Below are 22,292 nucleotides of genomic sequence, written 5' to 3' on the forward strand. Positions count from 1 at the left end.
GTACGATACAGTGGCTACCAACTGGACACCGGAGAGCTGGAAGACGCAAGAGGCGCGCCACCTCCCGGTTTATGGCGATCAGGCGAAACTCAGCGAGGTCGAGGCCACGCTTGCGAAGTTTCCGCCGCTCGTCTTTGCCGGTGAAGCCCGTGCTCTGAAGGCCGACCTTGCCGAAGTCGCCGCCGGTCGCGGTTTCCTGCTCCAGGGCGGTGACTGCGCCGAGAGCTTTGCCGAATTCAGCGCCGACAACATCCGCGACAGCTTCCGCGTGCTGCTGCAGATGGCGGTCGTGCTGACCTTCGCCAGCAAGCAGCCGGTGGTGAAGCTGGGCCGCATGGCCGGCCAGTTCGCCAAGCCGCGCTCGGCCCCGACCGAGATGGTCGGCGGCGTCGAGATGCCCAGCTACTTCGGCGACATCATCAACGGCATCGAAGGCAACGCCGAGGCGCGCCGCAACGATCCCGAGCGCATGCTGCGCGCCTATGGTCAGTCGTCCTCGACGCTGAACCTGCTGCGCGCCTTCGCGCACGGCGGCTATGCCAACTTGCGCCAGGTCCACCAGTGGACGCTCGACCACATCGGCCGCAGCCCCTGGGGCGAGAAGTTCTCGCAGATGGCCGATCGCATCGGTGAAGCGCTCGACTTCATGGCGGCTTGCGGTGTCGAACCCAGCTCGGTTCCGCAGTTGCAGGGCACCGACTTCTACACCAGCCACGAAGCGCTGCTGCTTCCTTACGAGCAGGCGCTGACCCGCCGCGATTCGCTGACCGGCGACTGGTATGACTGCTCGGCGCACATGCTGTGGATCGGCGACCGCACCCGCTTCGAGGGCTCGGCCCACGTCGAATACCTGCGCGGCGTCGGTAACCCGATCGGCATGAAGTGCGGTCCGTCGCTTGAGCCGGACGCGCTGCTGCGGATGCTCGACACGCTGAACCCGGGCCGCGAGCCGGGCCGCATGACGCTCATCAGCCGCTACGGCCACGACAAGGTCGAAGCCGGCCTGCCCAAGCTGGTGCGCGCCGTAAAGCGCGAAGGTCATCCGGTGGTGTGGTCGTGCGACCCGATGCACGGCAACGTCATCAAGTCGGACAGCGGCTTCAAGACCCGTCCGTTCGACCGCATCCTCGCCGAAGTGCGCGGCTTCTTCGCGGTGCACCGCGCGGAAGGCACGCACGCTGGCGGCATCCATATCGAGATGACCGGGCAGGACGTGACCGAATGCACCGGCGGCGCCATCGCCATCACCGACGAGGCGCTGAAGGACCGCTACCACACGCACTGCGATCCGCGTTTGAACGGTGCGCAGTCGATCGAACTGGCGTTCGAGATGGCGGACCTGCTGAACCTTGAGGCTACTCAGGGGCAGAAGCAGGCGGCTTGAAGTTGAAGGGGAAGGCAGGGGTTTACCACCCCTGCACCCCGTGAAATGGCTTCGGTGTGCGCGCAGTTATGGCCCACACCGAAGCCCAAACTTCGTCATTGCGAGCGAAGCGAAGCAACCCAGGGCCGTGTAGTGCTGCCCTGGGTTGCTTCGCTTCGCTCGCAATGACGGATTGGGGAGGTGATGCCGATATACGGGGCCTGCGGAACGTAAACCCCTGCGTCTCTCTTCCCGTCTTGACCCCAGGAAATGCACGGTCCACCCATGCGACCATGACAAAGCATTTCCGCCCCCTCGGCTATACTGCCGCCGCCGTCGCGGCCCTCGCTCTTGCCTCGTCGCTTTCCGCGCAGGCGCCCACCGACACCATGATGAACGAGCAGGTGAAGTCCTACGACTGGGTTCGCCCTCAGGCGGACTACGTGCGCAAGACGGTGATGATCCCGATGCGTGACGGGACCAAGCTGTTCACCGTCATCATCTACCGCAAGGGCACGCAGGGCGGCCCGATCCTGCTCAGCCGCACGCCGTACAATGCGGACAAGATGAGCAGCCGCAACCGCAGCCAGAAGATCGAGGAAATCCTGCCCGTCGCCGACGCCGAGTTCGTCAACGATGGCTACATCCGCGTCTATCAGGACGTGCGCGGGCTGGACGGGTCGGAGGGCGACTACGTCATGAACCGCCCGCTGCGTGGGCCGCTCAACAAGACCAGGGTGGACCACGCCACCGACGCCTACGACACGATCGACTGGCTGGTGAAGAACGTGAAGGAGAGCAACGGCAAGGTCGGCATCACCGGCTCGTCGTATCTTGGCTTCACCTCGCTGATGGCGCTGATCGATCCGCACCCGGCGCTCAAGGCCGCCGTGCCGCAGAGCCCGATGGTCGATGGCTGGATGGGCGATGACTGGTTCCACAACGGCGCCTTCCGCATGTTCGGCTTCGATTACGACCTCGGCCAGACGGTGAAGAAGGGTGGCGGCGATGTTCCGCGTGGCGGCGGTGACGATTACACCGCCTACCTCGAAGGTGGCTCGGCGATGGACTACGCCCGGGCTTATGGCCTGCTCGATCTGCCGGTGGTGCGCAAGGTGCTGGAGCACCCGAGCTATGATGCATGGTGGCAGGGGCAGGCGGTCGACAAGCTGCTCGGCGCGCGCAAGCTGACGGTGCCGACGATGCTGGTGGTCGGCCAGTGGGACCAGGAGGACAGCTACGGCGCTCCGGCGGTCTATCAGGCGCTGAAGGCGGGCGGCAACGACAACGTCAGCCTCGTCATCGGTCCGTGGCGGCATTCTCAGGTGAACTACGAAGCTCGCGAACTCGGCCCGCTGAAGTGGGAGGGTGACACCGGCCTGCAGTTTCGCACGCAGTACATGAAGCCGTTCTTCGACTGCCACCTCAAGACGAACGCGCCTGCCTGCGATACGCCGCCGGTGCTGACGTACGCCACTGGTGCAAACAAGTGGGAGGTGTCGCAGGCATGGCCGGCGGGCGCCTATACCCCGCTCTACCTCGGCGTGAATTCCTCGCTGTCGTGGACCAAAGGCGAGTCGGGTTCCGACAGCTACGTCTCGGACCCGGCCAAGCCTGTGCCGATGCTGCCGCGCCCGATCTCGATGAAGGGTGATGAGTGGAAGACCTGGTTGGTGCAGGACCAGCGCTTCGCCGACGGCCGTACCGACGTGCTGAGCTACCAGACCGGCGTGCTCGACAAGCCGGTCCACATCAAGGGCGCGCCCAAGGTGGACTTGCGTGCGGCGACGTCCGGGCAGGACAGCGACTATGTCGTCAAGCTGATCGACGTCTACCCTCAGGAGAACACCGCCGATCCGAAGATGGCGGGCTACCAGCTGGGCATCGGCATCGAGATCTTCCGCGGCCGCTACGTCGGCGGTTTCGACAAGCCGCAGGCGCTGGAGCCGGGCAAGGTCTACGACTTCAAGTGGGCGCTGCCCAACGTCGATCATGTGTTCCTGCCGGGGCACAAGATCATGGTGCAGGTGCAGTCGAGCCTGTTCCCGCTCTACGATCGCAATCCGCAGAGCTGGGTGCCCTCGATCATGGATGCCAAGCCCAAGGACTACGTGAAGGCGACCGAGACGGTGCACTTCGGCGGCGATCAGGCCAGCGCGGTGTGGCTGCCGGTGGCTCAGGACTGATCTGAAAGGGACACCTCCTGCCAGCGGGAGGTGTCTCTCCAACTCAAAATTACGTTGTCACCCCCGCCTTCGCGGGAATGACGAGGTAGGAAGACGACGGACCGGCCGGGCGCACCCCGCGCCCTCAATTCTCCCCGAACAGTTCCCGCTGCGAGGCTTCGATTTCCTCGAAGTAGCGTCGCCTCGCGTGCCGTTCGGTCACCACGCCCACGACGTTGCCGACGCCGTCCACCACCGCCAGTTCGTCCGCCACGGCAAGGTCGAAGGCTTTCAGCATCGCCCGGATGTCCGTGACCGGCGATAGGGTGTTCGCCTGCAGCGTCGCCAGCGTGCCCACTTGTGTATCGGGCGCCAGTTCGGGATTGTACGCCGAAGCCGTCGCCACGATCCCGGCGTAGTGCCCCTCGTCATCGAGCAGGATCGCCTTGCTCGTCGAACCCAGCGGCACTTGCGCGCGGAAGTCTGCGACCGAGAGGCTGGCCGCTGCGCTCTTCCAGTCCTTGCGCATGATGCGCCCGGCCGTCAGCGCCAGCATCCAGCCGATATCGCGCGGGGACCGGATGATCGAGCCGCGCACGTGCAGGCGCCAGGTGGAGAACGAATAGCCGAAGGTCTCGCGGGTCAGCGCGCTCGACACCAGCGAGGCGGTCAGCACAACGCCCATCAGCGCGAAGTCGTGGGTGGTCTCCAGCATCAGCATGGCGAGCGTCATCGGGCCGCCCACCACCGAGACCGCGAGCGCCGACATGCCGACCAGCGCGGCGTCGTTGATGTCGAGCGCGATACCCGCCATCGATGCGAGCGCGGCGAAGATCAGCCCGACCAGCGAGCCGATGAACAGCGAGGCGAAGAACAGGCCGCCGCGAAATCCGAAGGCGATCGAGATCGCGGAGGCCAGCACCTTGAGCACCAGCACGGTGACGAGGAACTGCAGCGCCGGTTGCATCGCGATGTTGAGGTGCATCGCCCCGTGCCCGGCGGAAAGCGTCTGCGGGGTCACCATGGCGAGCGGCATCAGCAGGAACCCGCCGATCACCGGCTTCCAGCGCGCGATGCGACCGCTTGCGCCCTGCATCTTCTGCTCCGCGAAGGTGACGAGACGCATCATCGCGATGCCCACCAGCGCGCAGGCGAGGCCCAGGATGGTGTAGATGAAGTAGTCGCCGGTGGTCAGCGTCCGGTCGGCGGCGGTGGCGATGAGGTAGGGCTCCACTCCCAGCGCCCGCGTCACGAAGGCGGCGCCCAGCGCGGCAGCCACGACCGGAGCGATCGCGGCGGGCGTATATGTTCCGATGACGATCTCGAAGGCGTAGAACGCGCCCGCCAGCGGCGCTCCGAACGCGGCGCCGACCGCTGCGCCCGCGCCCGCGCCGACAAGGGTGCGCATGTCCGAGCGGCGCAGCTTGAACCACTGCCCCAGCACCGAGGCGACGCCGCCGCCCATCTGCGCATAAGCCGCCTCCAGCCCCACCGATGCACCCGCGCCATTGGAGAGGATCGTCTGGACCGAGATCACCAGGTTGTCGACGAAGGGAATGCGGCCGCTGTGCAGCGCGTTGGCCTCGACGACGTCGATCGGGGCGCGGCGGCGGGCTTTCAGGAAATGCGTCATTGCCACCAGCACCAGCCCGCCCAGCGGCAGCGCCAGTAGGCGCCACCAGTTGCGGATCTCGCCGAGCGCGCTCAGCCGGTTGTCGCCGATGCCGTAGAGCAGTCGCTGGATGCCGTGGGCGATGAAGCCCTGCAGGTTCGTTAGCCAGCCCGCCGCCAGCCCGGCGACGAGGGCCAGCACGATGAAGGCCATTTCGCTCGACCGCAGCCGCTGGCGCTGCCGGATGGCCAGGGCCTTGAGAGCGTGAATCCCCATGCGTCGCATCGGGCCGATTGGGCCGGGCAGGGAGGGGGAGTCAAGCGGAAGTAAGATGGGAAAAGACCCACCCCCAGCCCCTCCCGCAGGCGGGAGGGGAGAAACAGCGGCACGCCCTCCCGCCTGCGGGAGGGCCGGAAGGCTTGGGAGCGCAGCGACCTAGCCGTACGGGGTGGGTGTTCGCTTACTTCGGCGGCATGCGGATCGCGCCGTCGAGGCGGATGCATTGGCCGTTGAAATAGATGTTGCGCACCAGTTCGAGCACCAGCGAGCCGAACTCCTCCGGATTGCCGAGACGGCGCGGGAAGGGCACCGCCTTGCCGAGGTTCTCGTACACTTCGGGCGCATGTTCCTTGACGCGCAGCATTGGCGGCGTCGCGAAAGTGCCGGGCATGATCGCGTTGACGCGGATGCCGAGGTCCATGAGGTCGCGCGCCATCGGCAGGACCATCGCGTTCACTGCGCCCTTGCCGCCGCCGTAGGCGACCTGACCGATCTGTCCGTCCTCTGCGGCGGCCGAGGAGGTGAGGATGATCGTGCCGCGTTCGCCGTCATCGTTCAGGGTCTCGGCCGTTGCCATGCCCAGCGCCGCGATCGAGGCGACGCGGTAGGAGGCGGTGAAGATTCCTTCGGCCGACTTGGCGATCTGCTCGGTCGGCGTGCGCTTGTAGCCGCCGGTCTTCTTGTCGAACGAGACGGTCTTGCCGCCGCCCGCGACGATTGCGCAGTGGACGACGATGCGCTCCTGCCCATGGGCCTCGCGCGCCTTGGCGAAGCCGGCCTCGACGCTCTCCTCGCTGGTGATGTCGACGTTGCAGAACACGCCGCCGATTTCCGCCGCGAACGCTTCGCCCGCGTCCTCGCTGATGTCGAAGATGGCGACCTTAACGCCTGCATCGGCCAGCGCCTTCGCACTCGCCCGGCCAAGGCCCGAGGCGCCGCCGGTGACCACGGCGGCAAGGGTGTTGTCGATCTTCATATTCATCTCCCCGAATCGTATCGAGGGTCTGGCTAGCGCAGCCCGCTCCGCCGTGTCGCGGCGGCGATGCTAACCCGGCGCAAGTATCGCTCGGGCGTCCCGGACCACGGGCTTTGCGGTCGCGGGGAACCGAGTATGGCGCGGCGTATTCTGCCTGATGCCCTGCCGTGAGGAATTCATCATTGCGTAACCGCCTGCTCGTCTTCCTCTGCCTGACCGCGCTGCCGTCGATGGTGCGGGCCGAGGACCGCGACTACTGCCCCGATCGTCCGGGCATTTCCACGCCTGCATGCACGCTCGGGCCGGGCGAATGGTCGGTCGAGGTGGGCGTGGGCGACTGGACCCTGAACCGGGATACCAGCCAGCGGCAGGACGTGATCCTGCTCGGCGATACCCTGCTGCGCCGTGGCATCGCCGAGCATGCCGAACTGCAGGTGGAGTGGTCGGCGCTCGGCCTCGCTCGTACGAGGGATCGGGCAAGCGGGGGCGTCGATCATGTGACGAGCGTAGGTGACGTGACGCTGGCGTTGCGCCGCAATCTGATCAATCCGGACGGCTCCGGCTTTTCGATTGCGCTGATGCCCTTCGTATCGCTCCCGGTCGGACGCGAGCCGGTCGGCGCCGGGGACTGGGCGGCGGGTCTGCAGGTGCCGCTGTTCTACGAACTTACTGATGCGGTGAGCCTCGTCACCACCACGGACTTCGAGGCTGCCGTGGACGAGGATGGCCACGGGCGGCACTTCGCGTTCGACGAGGCAGTAGGCGCTGCGCTGAAGCTCGACGACAGCCTGACCGCTACGGCCGAATACCAGCTGACGGCGGATCGCGATCCGCAGCATCGCCATGTCGAGCATCTCGCCGGATTGTCGCTCGGCTGGCAGCCGGCGGACGATCTTCAGCTGGACGTCGGTGCCAATGCCGGACTGGATAGGGATGCACCCGACATGGAGGTGTACTTCGGGGTGTCGCGGCGGTTCTGACGCCCGTGGGTCAGAGTGCCTGATCGGCCGGGGCAAAAGTGCGGAAAATCTGCCGCAGATCGTCGCGGCGGGTAAGTGCATCGGCCAGCGTGTAACGATCAAGCACGTCGAGAAAGGCACGTGTCGCCTCGTTGAAGACGCGCGGAAGGGTGCAGGCGGTGTGCACTATGCAACTCGTGCAGTCGACCAGCTGGAAGCCGGTTTCGGTATGGCGTACAACCTCGCCGACGGTGATCTCGTTCGCCTGGCGACCCAGCCTCAGCCCGCCGCCACGACCGCGTACGGTTTCTAGAAACCCGGCCTGGCCAAGATCCTGCACCACTTTCATAAGATGATTGCGTGAAATGTCGTAAGTCTGCGCGATCTCGGCGATCGAGGAGAGGTCCCCTTCGTCCCTCGCACCGACATGCAGCAGGACGCGCACGGCATAGTCGGTGTAACGGGTCAGTTGCACGCAGGCGTTCCGAAGCTGTTCATCGGATACTCATGCCGTGCAAGTGCAGTGCGATGCAACCCGTGCCGATACAATGTCTCATCACGGGGCGGTCGGACGGCAGGCGGTTCGTCGCCTGCCGTCCGCATTTATCGTTCAGAACAGGGCAATGATTCCGCGCGAAGGGTCGACGAGGCCCTCCCAGATCATCTTGCCCGCGACCCACAGGATCACCATAAGACCGACGTAGGCGAGCCAGCGATAGCGCTCGATCACGCGGGCGAGCACGTTGGCGGCAATGCCCATCAGCGCAACCGAGAGGATCAGGCCGACGGCAAGGATGCCGGGGTGATCGCGGGCCGCGCCCGCGACTGCCAGCACATTGTCGATGCTCATGCTGACGTCGGCGACGGCGACGGCCCATGCCGCGCCGGCGAAGCTGCGTGGGGCGACCTTGGCGATGGTCGAATCTGGGTGCTCGTCGGTGTGGTCCTCGCGCAGTTCGCGCCACATCTTCCATGCCACCCAGACGAGCAGGAGCCCGCCCGCGAAGACGAGGCCGACGATCTGCATCAGCTGGCTTACCACGAGCGCGAAGGCGACGCGCAGCACCAGCGCGGCGATCACGCCGATCATGATGACCTTGCGGCGCATCGCGGCGGGAAGCCCGGCGGCGAGGGCGCCGACGACGATCGCGTTGTCGGCGGCCAGCATGATGTCGATCAGCACCACCTGCCCGAAGGCGGACAGCGCGGCCGGGCTGGTGATGTTGGAGAAGTCGGCAACGATGTGCTGCCACAAGTCGGTCATGCGGTATTGTCCCTGTTGGTCCACGCGCCGCGGATGGCCGCGACGAGGAGGTCTGCGTAGCGCCAGCCTACAGCGGCGGCGGCGATTGTGGAAAGGCTGTCCTCATGCTCGCGGCCGGGTCGGCCCGCGCCGGTGAGGTTGGGTTTGATGTTGACGTCGAACAGCAGGTAGGCGCCGGTCACGTCCTGGCGGCAGTCGATCCGCATCGGGGTGCGGATGCCGATGATCGCGGCGGCCTGCTCGCAGGCGGCGGTGACCACGACGATGGCCGGGTCAGCGCATTCCTCGCCCGTCATCGCGGCGCTGTTGGTGCTGACGGGCACGTCGCCGTTGTAGGGCGCGACGTCGTCATGCTGGTCGAATCGGCGGACCGGGGGGAGGGCGAAGGGGCCGGTTGCCCCCTCTCGTCCCGCTGCGGGCATGACGGTGATCGTGATTTCCTGACCCGGCAGGAACTGCTCGATCATGATTGCGGTGCCGAATTTGCCGCCTGCGACGATGGCGCGGGTGCTCGCGATCATCTCTTCAATGCTGCGCGCGACGCTGACGCCCTGACTGCCGCGCCCGCGCAAAGGCTTGACCACCAGCGGGAGGTGCCCGGCGAAGGCGGCAAGCTGCGCCTCAATATCGGGCGCGGCGCCGTCGACCACCCAGGAACCGGCGACGGGCAGGCCCTCGGCGGCGAGGCGGGCGTTGGTGGCGGCTTTGTCGTCCACCTCTTGCATGGTGCGCGGATCGGCGCTGACCACCCATGCGCGGCGGCTGGCGGCTTCGATCGGGTGGCCGTCGAACACGACGGTGTTGGCCCAGAGCAGCGTCGCGCCTGCTGCCAGCGCGGCGTCGATGCCGTCGGGCGTGTCGGGCCAGACCCAGTCGAACACCGATGTGGGATCGGGATCGGCCACCGGCGTCACCAGCGTGCAGCCGACCGAGCGCAGCGCGACGCCCATGTCGGCGCCGCTGTCAGAATAGCCGCCGGGCTTGGCGTCCTTGCGCTGGCCGTCGATCACCGGCGGTTCGATCGCCTGGTAGAGGATGGCGATCTGTTCGCGGAAGGGATCAGGCATCTGGCGACCTCATGAACGTGAACGCGGCGGGCGCGCCGATGATGACCAGCACCACGCGGACGAGGTGGTGGACGACCACGAAGCTTGCCTCCAGTGCGAGGCTGAGGGCCACCATGCTCATTTCCGCCACGCCGCCGGGCGAGTAGGCCAGCGTCAGCAGCGCCGGGTCCAGTCCGGTAGCCCAGCCGATGCCGAATGCCCAGACGAAGGTTATGACCAAGAGGATCGCGGTCGATCCCGCCGCCAGCATCAGCGTGCGCAGCAGCGTCGGCAGGTCCAGCCCTACGAAACGGCAGCCGATCGTCGCGCCGAGGCCGACCTGCGCGGCGGCGATGGCCCATGCCGGGATGTGGAAGTCGCTGAGGCCCGTCAGGTGGACGGCGGCGCTGACGAACAGCGGCCCCATCAGGTGCCACGCGGGGAGTTTCAGCGCGCGGCCGATCACGCTGCCGACGATCATGCAGCCTAGCGCCCATGGCAGCAAGGTCCAGTCGGCCACGCCCGAAACCTGGGGAGGAAGCGGGGCGTGGCCGGTCTCCGCCTCGAACAGGCGGATGAGGAAGGGGAGGATGAAGACGACGAGGAAGATCCGCGCGCCGTGTATCAGGCCGATCGTGCGCTCGTCCGCGCCGCGCTCGGAGCCGAGGACGACCATCTCGGCGATGCCTCCCGGCATTCCGGCGAAGTAGGCGGTGGGCGGGTCGAACTTTGCGATCTTGCGGAAATAGAAGACGCAGGCGATGGCGGCGCTGGTCAGGAACAGCGGTAGCAGTGCGATCGGCACGATCCACTGCGCCGCCTGCGCGGCTATGCCGGGGTGGAACGCACTGCCCAGCACGACGCCGAGCACGGCCGACATCGGCCTGCGGGTGGCGGAATTCGCGGCGATCGGCAGGCGCGCGATGCTGCCCGCCGCGCACGCGGTCATCGATCCCAGCACCCACGGCAGCGGGGCATGGATCGACCAGAAGAAGGCGCCGCCGCACGCGCCGACGGCGAGTGCGGCGATGAAGCGCAGGATGACGCCCAGCGTCCCCGCGTCACCGATGATCCCCCGCACCGTCATTGCGAGCCCCGCAGGGGCGCGGCAATCCAGAGCGGTGTGAGGCCGCCCTGGGTTGCTTCGCTATGCTCGCAATGACGAAGGGGGGAGATCACTTCGAAGTACATCCATCGTCACCCTGAACTTGTTTCAGGGTCCATCCCCCGGTTTGCGCCGGAGGGTCGTTTCGCCGGCGGAACCGGCGGCTTGCGGCCCGACGCTCCGGCCCACGGGGCCCGATGGACCCTGAAACGAGTTCAGGGTGACGGGGCGTGTGGAGAGAGGTCGGGCGCGCGAGGATCATGCTTAGCCGACGAACGGGAAGGCCAGCACCGCCATGCCCACCACGGTCATGACGAGGCAGCACAGCGCCGCCGGGACCAGCGTGAACTTCTGGTGGTCGGCCAGATCCACACCGGCAAGGCTCACCAGCAGGTAGGTCGAGGGCACCAGCGGGCTCAGCAGGTGGACCGGCTGGCCCATCAGCGAGGCGCGGGCGATCGCCATCGGCTCGACGCCGTAGTGCGCACCGGCTTCGGCGAGGATCGGCAGCATGCCGAAGTAGAAGGCGTCGTTCGAGATGAAGAACGTGCCCGGCAGGCTGATGAGCGCGGTGATCGGCGCCATGTAGGGGCCGAGGACCGGCGGGATCAGGCCGACGACTTCCTTGCTCATCGCCTCGACCATGCCGGTGCCCGACAGGATGCCGGTGAAGATGCCCGCCGCGAAGATCAGTGAGACGACCGAAAGGACGTTGCCCGCATGCGCGCTGATGCGCTCCTTCTGCGACTTGGTGTCGGGGTAGTTGGCGATCATCGAGATGGCGAAGGCCAGCATCATCAGGATCGGCAGCGGCAGCACGCCCCAGACCAGCAGCACCAGCAGCGCGATGACGAGCGCGCCGTTGAACCAGATCATCTTCGGGCGGCGCGCTTCGGGCCACTGCGAGACGGCGAGGTCGCTGGCTTCCAGTGCGGCGAGGTTCTCCACCTTGCCGATGCGGCGACGCTCCTTGCGGCCGAAGTAGATGGCGAGGCCGACGAGGAACGCGAGGCCCGCGATCATGCCGGGGATGAGCGGCAGGAACAGCGCGGCGGGATCGAGCTTCAGGGCGCTGGCGGCGCGGGCGGTCGGCCCGCCCCACGGCGTCAGGTTCATCACGCCGCTCGTCACCATCAGCAGGCAGACGAGGTAGAGGCGGTTCATGTCGTAGCGCTTGTAGAGCGGCAGCATGGCGGCCATCGTGATGATGTAGGTGGTCGAGCCGTCGCCATCGAGGCTGACGAGCGCGCAGAGCACCACCGAGCCGATCAGGATCAGCATCGGGTCGCCATGGACCAGCCGGATCAGCTTGCCGACCAGCGGGTCGAACAGGCCGGTGTCGGTCATCGTGCTGAAGAACAGGATCGCGAACAGCAGCATGACGCCGGTGGGCGCGAGGTTCTTGACGCCGTCGATCATCATGTCGCCGAGGCCCGCATGGAAGCCGGCGACGAGGGCGAAGAGGGTGGGCACGACGCTCAGCGCGACCAGCGGGGTCATCCGCTTGGTCATGATGAGCGTCATGAAGGTGGCCACCATCAGGAAGCCGATAAGGGCGAGACTCATTGTTGGTCCCCGGTTCTGGTCATGGTTTGAAAGGGAAAGGCTTAGAAGGTGACGCCGACGCGCGCGGTGAGCGTCTCGCCGTCATCCTTGCCGGTGTAGATTCCGGCGGTGTTCTCGGTGTTCCAGTGGATCGCGTTGACCTGGAAGCGCACGAAGCTGTTGAGATACCAGTTCGCGCCCAGCGTCGCCGCCCAGCCCTGAGCAGGCGTGGCGATGTCCTTGAATTCCAGGTTCTCGTAGCGCGCGGTCAACTCGATCGCGCCCGGGCCGCCGTCGAAGACGGGGCGCAGCACCTTGGGCTGGCCGAAGCTGCCGAGGCGCGGGTTGTAGGGCGGCAGGTCGCCGGTGATGAAGAACCCGCCCGAGACGCTCCATGCCTGAGTGACGAAGTCCGGGCGTCCGTTGTCGAGGCGCGCATGGCGTTCGCCCGCCTCGGCCATGACCCACAGCGGGCCGGTGTAGCCGCCGAGTTCCGCGCCGTAGCCGGTGGTGCCGGTGCCGCCGATGATGTCGCCGGTCGAAAGCCGCAGCGCGCCGTTGAAGCGGCCGCCGATCACGGTGCTCCGGCCCAGCGAGTTCTTGCCCGGCTGGAGGTGCTCGTCGAAGCCCCAGATGCCGAGGTGGAGCACCTGACGCGGGCTCTTGATCGGGTTCCAGTGCGCGCGCGCGATCACGGTGCGGTTGTCCGAGGTGGACTGGTCGCCGTCGATGCGGTCGCCGGTGACGGTCAGCGAGGCGTGGCCGGTCTTCCAGAACAGGCGCGGCATGATGCCCAGACCATAGAAGGCGCGCTGCGGGATGATCGCGGTGGCGACCACGGTGCGCTCGGCGAACGGGGTAGAGTCCGAACCGGTCGAGCCTTCGAAGCTGCGGTCGTTGAACAAGTGGCCGACGCGCACGTCGTAGTCGAGGCCGGGCGCGATCTTGTTCTTCCAGCCGATGAAGGCGGTGACGACATCGACCGCGTTCTCGGAGAAGTCGCTTTCGAACTGGTAGAACAAGTGGCTGCCGACAGTGCCCTCAAGGCCCATGCGCAGGGCGCGCATGCCGGTGGTCGTCAGGTTGCGGCCGTCGTATTTGGAGCCACGGGTGGTGCTGACGTCGGTGATGATGCGGCCGCGCGGCTTGAAGCTGAAGGTGCCGTCGCCCGAGTGGAATACCGGCAGGCCCTGACCCCATTCGGTGGTCACGTCGGTCGCGGCGACGGCGGTGGCGCGCACGCGCTCGATATCGCGCTCGGCCGGGCCGGGGGGAAGGAGCTGTGCCGCATAAGGCTGGGTTGAGAGGATGGTCGGCGCGGCCTGCTCGGGTTCCGCGGCAGCGACTACGGGAGCGCTTTGCTGCGGCGCTGCTGCAGTGGTGCGGGTGGCTTCCAGCGCATCGACGCGCTGGCGCAGCGAGGCGATCTCGGCGGCCTGCGCGCGCACCAGATCGGCGAGTTCGTCGCGCGTCGGCGCTTGCGCCAGCGCGGGGTTGGCAACTGCCAGCGCAAGGAATGCTGCACTGGCCATCAGAGTACGGGTCATGGTTTTTGTTCTCTCCCTGTGACCAGAGCGGCGTTCCATTCGCGCAGGAATCGCTGCCGGGTCAGGTGATCCAGATTGACGAGAAGTTGAGGGCCGACGCGCACTACGCGCGTCTGCTGCGTAGGCAGGCGGCGGGCGGGTACGTCGGTGCGCACCGGCCACAGACTGTGCCGGGCAAGCTGGGCCTGCCCGGCGCGCGAAAGAAGGAAATCGAGGAACAGTTTCGCCGCCGCCGGATGGCGCGCGTCCCGTCCGATGAAGGCGATGCGCGAAGTGACGAGCGTGTAGTCCTTGGGGAACACCACACCCAGCTGCGGACTGCGGCGCGCCTGCTCGAGCGCGTAGGAGCCGATGACATTGTACGCGATCGCCAGCTTGCCGGAGGCGACGCCTGCCAGCATCGGCTGGGTGCTGATTTCCAGAACGGGGCGCGTCGCGCCGATCGCCTCGACCAGCGAGCGGGTGTCGCGCGTCGCGAGGAAGTCCTGTGAGAGATAGAGATAGCCGGTGTTGGAGCGGGCCGCATCGAACGTCGCGACCTTGCCGGTGAATTCGACGCGGCGGCGGCGCAGCAATTCCTCGAGTGCCTGATGCGTGCGCGGGGCCTGTGCGTCGGATATGATCCTGCGGTTGTAGACGAAGCCGATCGGCTCGGCGGTGACGCCGTAGCCCATGTTCTTCCACACCGCCGTTTCGGGCAGGGCGGGCTTCTCGGGGCTGGCGTACTGCTGCGCGTAGCCGTCGTTGATGAGCTTGATCTGCTGGTCCATCGCCGAGGACCACACGATGTCGGCCGAATACTGGCGGCTGCGCGTCTCGCGGGTGTAGCGCTGGTACATCTCGGTCGAGCCGATGTCGGCGTAGTAGACCGCGATGCCGGGGAAGAGCCGTTTGAACTCCGCCACCACCGGCACCATCTCGGCGCGGTCGGCATTGGCGTAGATGCGTACCTTGCCGTCGGCGCGGGCGTCGGCGATCAGCGTGTCGTAGCTGCGCGGATAACCGGAGGGGCGCTGCGGCGCCTCGGGCTTCTGCGCAGCTGCGGGTCCGGCCAGAAGGACCGCTAGTGCCAGAACAGGGGTGAAAGAACGCATTGTCGACTCCTCTCGCTTTCCGCCTCTATGTTCGGATAAGCAGCGCTCGATGATGTACGTTTTCAACCTGTCACTGACCTTTCATGGATTTCGATCGTGAGAATCCTCATCGTTGAAGACGACGCGGCACTGGCACGCGGCATCCTTTCGCTGCTGCGCGCGGCGGGACACGCGGTCGATCACGTGGCGGGCGGGGAGGAAGCGCTGTCGGTTTCGGCGACCGAGCCGTATTCGCTGGTGATCCTCGACGTCGGCCTGCCCGACATCGACGGGTTCCAGGTGCTCGCTCGCCTGCGCGCGCGGGGCGACCAGTCGCAGGTCCTGATGCTGACCGCGCGTGACGGCCTCGACGACCGGGTGCGCGGCCTCGACCTCGGCGCCGACGATTACTTGCGCAAACCCTTCGAGGTTGAGGAACTGGAGGCCCGCGTGCGTGCGCTGGGCCGCCGCCGGGGCGGCGACGCCGCGCCCGAGATCGCCATCGGGGCGATGACGGTGAACCGCTCTACCGGCCGCGTCGAGGTGGCGGGGCGTCTGATCGAACTGCGCCGCCGCGAATGGGCGGTGCTGGAGGCTCTGGCGGCGCGGGCGGGCCAGATCGTCAACCGCGAGACCCTGCAAGCCGAGGTCTTCGGCTTCGACGATCCGGTCGGTTCCAACGCGCTGGAGGTCAACGTCACCCGCCTGCGCAGCAAACTCGCACCCGACGGCCCAGCGATCCGCACCGTGCGCGGGGTGGGTTACATGCTCGACCCTTCGACAGGCTCAGGGTGAGCGGATGTTGCGCCAAACTCCCAAAACCGCTCAGGCTGGGCCTGTCGAAGCCGCCTCCTGCATACGCCAGCTGAGCCCATGAAAGGCGCGATTTCCCTGCGCTTCCGCCTGCTGCTGGCGATGTTCGGGCCGCTGGCGGCGCTGGCGCTGGTGCTGGGGCTACTCGGCTGGGTACTGATTTCCGACGTCGTGCGCCGCACCAACGACCGCGTGCTGGGCGGTGCGCTGGGCGCCATTGCCGAAACCGTGCAGGTGGAGCGCGGCGAAGTCACTCTCGACCTGCCGCCCGCCGCTTTCGGCATGCTGGAGAACTCCGAGCGCGACAACGTCTATTACCGGATCGCGGTGGGGCGCACGCTACTGACCGGCTACGCGGACTTGCCCGCGCCCGACATTTCCGTGCTCTCCGTCGATGAGCCGCGCTTCCGTTTCGCGCAGTTTCGCGGCCAGCGCATCCGCATAGCCGAGATCCGCCGCAACTTGCCGCGCATCGATGAGCCTGTGGTGGTGCAGGTGGCCGAGACTCTGCAGAACCGTAATTCCCTGCGCGACAAGCTGATGATCGCGCTGCTGATCGGCGAGTGCGTGCTGGTCGGCATCGTGCTCCTGCTGATCCGCCCCGCGCTCGGGTGGAGCCTGCGGCCACTCTCGGACCTGCGCGGCGTGATCGAGGCGCGTGATACCCGCGCCGCACCCGATCTCTCGCCGCTGCGCACCGGACCGTTGCCGACCGAACTGCGCCCGCTGTCGCGCTCGTTCGACCGGCTTCTGGCGCGGCTTGACGACGCCACCACCGGCATGCGCCGCTTCACCGCCGATGCTTCGCACCAGATGCGCACGCCGCTCTCGGTGCTCAAGGTGCAGGTCGCGCTGGCGCGGCGCGGCTCGGGTGAGGCGCTGCACGAGATCGAGGAGGCGACCGACCGCCTCGAACGCCTACTGACGCAGCTCCTCACGCTTGCCCGTGCCGACGAGGCGGGGGTGCTGCCGCCTGACCACGAGATCGATCTCAAGGAACTGAGCCAGCACGTGATCTCCCGCCGCATCCGGCAGGCGATCGAGGCGGACGTCGAATTGCTGCTCGAGGCCGGAGACGGGCCTTACCGCATCCACGGACATCGCACGCTGGTGTTCGAGATGCTGTCCAACCTCGTCGACAACGCGATCCGCTACAATCGCCCCGGTGGCATGGCGCAAATCGAACTGAGTGCGGAAGCGGGCGTGGTCCGGCTCGCGGTGGTCGATACCGGCCCCGGCATTCCGGCCGAACTGCGCGAGATGGCGATGTCGCGCTTCGCCCGGCTGCAGGGCGAGCGCGGGCCGCCCGGCAGCGGCCTCGGCCTGGCCATCGTCAAGTCCACCGCCGAGCGCATGGGCGCACAGCTCGAACTCGGCGATGCGACGCCGGGCCTGTGGGTGACGGTGACTTTCACGGTTTGACGATCGCTGCCATCTCGCTGGTGGTCATGCGGAAATCCGGGCACTATGATGGGACAATTCACCCTCGCGCTTTCATGGAGCGCAATTTCACGGGGCACGTCCGCATGAGCCTGCAGATCCTCCTGGTCGAGGACGATTCCCACCTTCGCCGCCAGCTTACCGAGCAACTCGGGCATTTCGAGCACGAGGTGCAGCCGGCCGGGGACGGGCAGGAGGCGCTGTCGCTGCTGGGCAGACGGCCCTTCGACGCGGTTGTGCTCGACTGGATGCTGCCGACGATGGACGGCGTCACGCTGCTGCGGGAGATGCGCGGCCAGGGCATGACCATGCCGGTGCTGATGCTGACCGCGCTTGGCCAGACGCTCGACAAGGTCGAGGGGCTGGAGGCGGGCGCCGACGACTACGTGGTGAAGCCGGTCGATCCGCTCGAACTGAACGCGCGGCTCAATGCCCTCGTGCGGGCGCGGCGTACGACCGAGCAGCCCAGTGATACGATTGCTGCGGGCGATATCGTGATCAGCCCCTCGCGCCTCATGGTCTGGCGCGGCGGACAGCCGCTGGCGCTTTCGCAGACCGAGTTCCGGCTACTGCTGGCCCTCGCACGCGATGCCGGCGAAGTGGTGACGCGGCCCATGCTGATCGAGCGGATCTGGGGGCAGGACTTCGAGACCACGACCAACATCGTCGATGCCCATATACGCCAGTTGCGCGTCAAGCTGTTGCAGCACGGTGACGATCCGATCGCCACCGTGCGCGGCATGGGGTACGTGCTGCGGGCATGAGGCCGCTCCCCCGATCCCTGCGCGGCCTCACCGTGGTGTTCCTCGCGCTGTTCCTGACGGTGACGGCGCTGGCGGGGTTCGGAACCTTCTTCGCGACCGCCTCGATGGTGCGGGTGCTGGTGGATGAGCGCATCGAGTCGGAGAGTGAGACGCTGGTGCCCAAGGGGACCACGCCCGATCGCGGGGAACTCAGCCGTCATATCGTGGAGATGGCACGGCAGCGCGATACCGGCGACCTCGGCGTGCTGCTGAGCGATGCGCAGGGCAACCCCATCGTCGGCAACGTCCGGCTGAACCGGGAACTGCCGCTGGGCTACTCCTCGCTCGGACGGGACGACCGTATCGAGGGCCTGAGTGCGGGCCGCGTGTGGGTGCGCGAGATCGGCGGCGGGATGCGCCTTGCCGTCTTCGCCGAGACCGAGCCGGTCGACAATTACTTCGCCATGCGTCGGCGCATCTACTTCGCCGGGTTCGGCGCCATCGTGCTGGTGGTGCTCGCCGGACTGCTGGCGTTTCGGCGGCTGGTCGGCAAGCGTATCGATGCGGTGCGCCAGACGGCGGAATCGATCATCGAGGGCGATCTGGCCCAGCGCGTCCCGATGCCCGGCGATGGCGGCGAGTTCGATCAGCAGGCGGGGGCCTTCAACCGCATGCTCGACCGCATCGGCCAGCTCATGGGCGAAATCCGCAACGTCTCCAACGATATCTCGCACGAGATGCGCACTCCGCTGGCGCGGCTCCGCAACGAACTCGCGCTGCTGGAGCAGAGCGCCGCTGCCGAGCCGGTGCGGGAGCGGGTGGCCATGGCGCGCATGCAGGCGGACGAACTGCTCGGCATGTTCTCCGCGATGTTGCGGATCGCCGAGATCGAGGACGGATCGCGCCGGGCCGGTTTTCGGCCGCTCGACATGGGCGAACTGGTAGCGGAGATCGTCGAGATGGTGCAGCCCGTCGCGCAGGAGCGTGGCCAGCGCGTGCTGATGGAACGCGCCGACGAGGCGAAGCTTGTCGGCGACCGGCAACTCCTGTCGCAGCTGCTGGTCAACATGCTGGAGAACGCCGTCCGGCACACACCTTCGGGCACGCGGATCAGGGTCTCGGTTGCGCGCGAAGCGGAAGCGGTGATGCTTGTGGTCACTGACGATGGCCCGGGAATCCCGGCAAGCCAGCGCGAGCATGTGATGCGCCGGTTCGGGCGCGTCGAGCGGGCGGGGCAGGCCGGTGGTCAGGGCGGTGGCCATGGTCTGGGTCTACCGCTGATGGAGGCGATCGTGCGCCTCCACCGGGGGGCGCTGGCGCTGGAGGACGCCGGGCCGGGCCTGCGCATCGTGGCGAGATTGCCGGTTTGAGCGCATTCCTCCCTGTCGCGCAGCGATGGGGAGGTAGCAGCGACGCAGTCGCTGACGGAGGGGCCTTGCAACCCCTCCACCACCCGCTGCACGGGCGTCACCCTCCCCATCGCTGCGCGACAGGGAGGATGCTGACAGCGCAAAAAGACCGGCGTGACACGGGGGAGGCGTCACGCCGGTCCAGTAGCTGATCGCGCGGGGGCTGTTTGAGCGGCTATCCCATCGTGAAAGGGCAGATGCTCGCCCGCGCGATCCGCAATGTCCCCCCGGCCCGCGAAAGCCGGGGGAAATCGTCAGAACGCGATGCTCGCGTCGAGGCCGAAGGTGCGCGGCGCGTTGAAGTTGCCGTAGTCGCCTAGGATATTGTTCACCGAGCCGGTGGTCACGCTGGTGGTCGGCGCGCCGGGCAGGCTGTTCGACGGGTCGCGGCGGAACACGTACTGTTCGTTGAAGATGTTGCGGCCCCACACGCCCAGCGTCAGCTTCTGGTTGCCCACGCCGATGTCGGCCAGCGAGATGCGTCCGTTGAAGATCAGCGAGGCGTCGTTCTTGGTGGCGAACTGGTCGAAGGCCTGGGTCGCCTGCGAGTAGTTGCCGTCGAAGTGGAACTTCAGCTTCGTGTCGTTGCCGCCGATCGGCAGCACGTAATCGATCGAGCCGCTCGCCGCGTTGCGCGGGGTGAACACGATGTAGAACTGCTGGTCGACCGTGGTGCTGGCGCCGTTGGTGCCGGTGTAGGTGATCGGTACAAGCGGGATGTGCGTGTAGGTGTAGGCGTAGGACGCGTTCAGCGTCAGGCCGTCGATCGGCTCCAGCGTCAGGTCCGCTTCGATGCCGCGGATCTTGGTGGTCCCGGGTGCATTGATGGTCACCAGGTTGTTGTAGTTCGAGCCGTTGAACGACTGGATCGAGCTGATGTCGACCTGGCTGTTCTTGCGGTCCATGATGTAGCCGGCCAGATTGAAGCGGGCGCGGTGATCCCAGAAGTCGCTCTTGAGGCCGATTTCGTAGGACTTCACGTCCTCCGGATTGAACGCCTGGTAGTTCGCGGTGCGCGAGGATGCGCCGCCTGCGCGGTAGCCGGTTGCGTACTTAGCATAGACATGCAGGTCGTCCGACACGTCGTAGGCGAGGGTCGCCATCGGGTTGAAGCGGTTCCACTTCTTGTCGAGCGGCGAGTATCCCGCGGCTGCGGCAGCTGCAGTGTTGGTGTCGTAGTTGACGTTGCGCGAGAAGTGCAGGACGCCCTTCTTCTCGTCATGCGTGTAGCGGCCGCCGACGGTTAGGTGGAGCTGCTCGGTGGCGTTGTAGGTCAGCTGGCCATAGGCGGCGTAGCTCTTCGACCACACTTCCGAGGCGCGGTCGATCGAGCGGCAGCCGACGTCCGAACCGAACCCGCTCGAGCCGGTGCACGAGTCGAGGATCGTGTAGACCGCCTGGCCGGCGCTGTTGAGGTAGACGCCGTTCGAGTTCGGCGTCGCCGCGTCGTCGCTGACGTGCTCGTTGAAGTAGAACAGGCCGGCGACGTAGTCGATCTTGCCCACGGTGCCGACGGCCTGCAGTTCCTGGCTGAACTGGCGCTGGCGCAGGTCGGCAAGGCTGTAGCGGCTGAAGCCGCAGGGCTTGGCCTCGGTGCAGGCGGAGGTCAGGGTGACGACCGGCACGCGGTGCGCGCCGCCCGAGTTGTCCCACTGCGTCGCATCGACGCCGCGCCAGGCGGTGATCGCGCGGATCTCGATCTCGGGCGAGGCCGCCCACTTGAGGGTGTTGGTGAAGCCGTGGGTCTTGTCGACGCTGGGCTGCTGCGGCACGCCGATGTCGGCGGTCTTCATGCGGGTCTTGCCGTTGACGACAACGCCGGGAAGCAGCGGCTTAACGGTGCCGGTCAGGTTGGTGTACTGGGTGCCGGGCAGGGTGCACGCCGCGCTGGCGGCCTGGGTGCCGGCGACGCAGCCATTGGGGTTGTAGTTCAGCAGCTGGCTGTAGAACGGCGTGTTGGCATCGCGCGCGACGTCGTACGAGAAGTCGTCGGTGATGCCGTCGATCGGCTGCCAGCGCACGGCGACCCGGCCGCCCTTGCGGTGGTACTGGTTGAAGCCGGCCTGGCCTTCGAGCGGGTTCTTGGTGGTCGGGTCCTGGTGCTGCAGCACGCCGTCCAGCTTGACCGAGAAGCCGGCCATTTCCGGCAGGTCGAGGTGGATGCTGCCGTTGTAGGCGCCGTAGTTGCCGACGCCGCCATCAATGCGGCCGCCGAACTCGCCGGTGGGGGCCTTCGAGACGATGCTGAGCGCGCCGCCTTCGGTGTTGCGGCCGAACAGGGTGCCCTGCGGACCCTTGAGAACTTCGACGCGCTCGACGTCGAACAGCGCGGCGTTGAGGCCGTGCTGGCGGCCCATGTAGACGCCGTCCACGTAGATGCCGACGCCCTGTTCACGCGCGGGCTGGTTGGCGTCGAGCGGCACGATACCGCGGATACCGATTGTCAGCGCGCTCTGGCGCGCCTCGAAGGTCGCAACGCGCAGCGACGGCACGCCGCCGTCGGCGAGGTCATAGAGGCTCTGGACGTGGCGGTCCTTGAGCGCTGCCTGGCTGACGACCGCGATGGCGATCGGGGTTTCCTGAAGATTGGTCTCGCGCTTGGTCGCGGTGACGACGATGTCGCCGAGGCCCGAATCCGCTGCTGCGTCCGCCGCAGCGTCGGCTGCGGGAGCATCGGCCCAGGCGCTCGAGGCGTTCATGCTGGCGAGGATCGAGCCGGCGAGCAGCGTCGCGCGGACAACCTTATTCATCATGTTGAATTTCCACCCTTTTTTGGCAGAATTTGTCTGCCTCGGGGCGGCTAATATGGCTGCATCACGACAGTTGTATGGAAGTTCGATGACATCTGAGTCGCGCGACCTTCATCTTCGTCTCATGTTCGAGGCAAGTGCTTGGAAGACCGGCGTAATATACGGCGGCAACATTTTGAAAAAATCTCTGCGGCCGGGCTATT

Annotated in this window: 17 protein-coding genes; 7 read left to right on the top strand and 10 right to left on the bottom strand. The window is 66.9% G+C overall.

Going from position 1 to position 22,292, the window contains the following annotated elements; translation table 11 throughout:
• The first annotated feature begins 10 nt into the window (after window positions 1-10).
• Complete coding sequence (locus tag PKE80_RS24835; protein ID WP_036523741.1) at window positions 11-1,384, top strand: class II 3-deoxy-7-phosphoheptulonate synthase; 1,374 nt, start codon at window positions 11-13, stop codon at window positions 1,382-1,384.
• Window positions 1,385-1,656: 272 nt separating this feature from the next.
• Window positions 1,657-3,549, top strand: coding sequence for a CocE/NonD family hydrolase (locus PKE80_RS24840; protein ID WP_271184763.1), 1,893 nt, complete (start codon window positions 1,657-1,659; stop codon window positions 3,547-3,549).
• A gap of 124 nt (window positions 3,550-3,673) precedes the next feature.
• Here the strand turns inward: PKE80_RS24840 and PKE80_RS24845 are convergent, their stop codons facing one another.
• Together PKE80_RS24845 and PKE80_RS24850 are read right to left on the bottom strand one after the other, a co-directional pair.
• The gene (locus tag PKE80_RS24845) at window positions 3,674-5,425 is read right to left on the bottom strand and encodes a chloride channel protein (protein ID WP_370424749.1); all 1,752 of its coding nucleotides are present in this window, start codon (window positions 5,423-5,425) and stop codon (window positions 3,674-3,676) included.
• A 175-nt stretch (window positions 5,426-5,600) separates the two neighbouring features.
• A complete protein-coding gene (locus PKE80_RS24850) occupies window positions 5,601-6,395 on the bottom strand; it encodes an SDR family oxidoreductase (protein WP_271184764.1) in 795 nt (264 codons plus the stop codon).
• A 182-nt stretch (window positions 6,396-6,577) separates the two neighbouring features.
• Here PKE80_RS24850 and PKE80_RS24855 point away from each other — a divergent pair, with 182 nt between their 5' ends.
• Window positions 6,578-7,375: a transporter gene (locus tag PKE80_RS24855; RefSeq protein ID WP_271184765.1), complete on the top strand. Its 798-nt coding sequence runs from the start codon at window positions 6,578-6,580 to the stop codon at window positions 7,373-7,375.
• A gap of 10 nt (window positions 7,376-7,385) precedes the next feature.
• Here PKE80_RS24855 and PKE80_RS24860 read toward each other — a convergent pair whose 3' ends face one another.
• The 7 genes from PKE80_RS24860 to PKE80_RS24890 form a co-directional block, all read right to left on the bottom strand.
• Complete coding sequence (locus PKE80_RS24860) at window positions 7,386-7,829, bottom strand: Rrf2 family transcriptional regulator (protein WP_271184766.1); 444 nt, start codon at window positions 7,827-7,829, stop codon at window positions 7,386-7,388.
• Between the two features lie 135 nt (window positions 7,830-7,964).
• Complete coding sequence (locus tag PKE80_RS24865; protein WP_271184767.1) at window positions 7,965-8,618, bottom strand: YjbE family putative metal transport protein; 654 nt, start codon at window positions 8,616-8,618, stop codon at window positions 7,965-7,967.
• On the bottom strand, window positions 8,615-9,685 hold the full coding sequence (locus tag PKE80_RS24870; protein WP_271184768.1) for a D-alanine--D-alanine ligase family protein: 1,071 nt from the start codon (window positions 9,683-9,685) through the stop codon (window positions 8,615-8,617). The genes PKE80_RS24865 and PKE80_RS24870 overlap by 4 nt, the downstream gene beginning before the upstream one ends.
• The gene (locus PKE80_RS24875) at window positions 9,678-10,751 is read right to left on the bottom strand and encodes an AbrB family transcriptional regulator (protein ID WP_069708054.1); all 1,074 of its coding nucleotides are present in this window, start codon (window positions 10,749-10,751) and stop codon (window positions 9,678-9,680) included. Before PKE80_RS24875 ends, PKE80_RS24870 begins: the two co-directional genes overlap by 8 nt.
• A 282-nt stretch (window positions 10,752-11,033) precedes the next feature.
• A complete protein-coding gene (locus PKE80_RS24880) occupies window positions 11,034-12,335 on the bottom strand; it encodes a CitMHS family transporter (protein ID WP_271184769.1) in 1,302 nt (433 codons plus the stop codon).
• A 41-nt stretch (window positions 12,336-12,376) separates the two neighbouring features.
• A complete protein-coding gene (locus PKE80_RS24885; protein WP_271184770.1) occupies window positions 12,377-13,861 on the bottom strand; it encodes a porin in 1,485 nt (494 codons plus the stop codon).
• On the bottom strand, window positions 13,858-14,955 hold the full coding sequence (locus tag PKE80_RS24890; protein WP_008831176.1) for an ABC transporter substrate-binding protein: 1,098 nt from the start codon (window positions 14,953-14,955) through the stop codon (window positions 13,858-13,860). The genes PKE80_RS24885 and PKE80_RS24890 overlap by 4 nt, the downstream gene beginning before the upstream one ends.
• A gap of 96 nt (window positions 14,956-15,051) precedes the next feature.
• On the opposite strand from PKE80_RS24890, the gene PKE80_RS24895 reads away from it, so the two are divergent.
• The 4 genes from PKE80_RS24895 (at window position 15,052) to PKE80_RS24910 (ending at window position 19,300) form a co-directional block, all read left to right on the top strand.
• Window positions 15,052-15,729: a response regulator gene (locus tag PKE80_RS24895; RefSeq protein WP_271184771.1), complete on the top strand. Its 678-nt coding sequence runs from the start codon at window positions 15,052-15,054 to the stop codon at window positions 15,727-15,729.
• A gap of 78 nt (window positions 15,730-15,807) precedes the next feature.
• Window positions 15,808-17,169 (top strand): sensor histidine kinase, encoded by a 1,362-nt coding sequence (locus PKE80_RS24900; RefSeq protein WP_271184772.1) that lies wholly within the window; start codon window positions 15,808-15,810, stop codon window positions 17,167-17,169.
• Window positions 17,170-17,273: 104 nt separating this feature from the next.
• Window positions 17,274-17,951 (top strand): response regulator transcription factor, encoded by a 678-nt coding sequence (locus tag PKE80_RS24905; protein WP_211150292.1) that lies wholly within the window; start codon window positions 17,274-17,276, stop codon window positions 17,949-17,951.
• On the top strand, window positions 17,948-19,300 hold the full coding sequence (locus tag PKE80_RS24910) for a sensor histidine kinase (RefSeq protein ID WP_271184773.1): 1,353 nt from the start codon (window positions 17,948-17,950) through the stop codon (window positions 19,298-19,300). The genes PKE80_RS24905 and PKE80_RS24910 overlap by 4 nt, the downstream gene beginning before the upstream one ends.
• A 293-nt stretch (window positions 19,301-19,593) precedes the next feature.
• Here the strand turns inward: PKE80_RS24910 and PKE80_RS24915 are convergent, their stop codons facing one another.
• Window positions 19,594-22,092 (bottom strand): TonB-dependent receptor, encoded by a 2,499-nt coding sequence (locus tag PKE80_RS24915; protein WP_271184774.1) that lies wholly within the window; start codon window positions 22,090-22,092, stop codon window positions 19,594-19,596.
• Window positions 22,093-22,292 lie beyond the last annotated feature (200 nt).

The organism is Novosphingobium resinovorum (assembly GCF_027922145.1).
Lineage (GTDB): Bacteria > Pseudomonadota > Alphaproteobacteria > Sphingomonadales > Sphingomonadaceae > Novosphingobium > Novosphingobium resinovorum.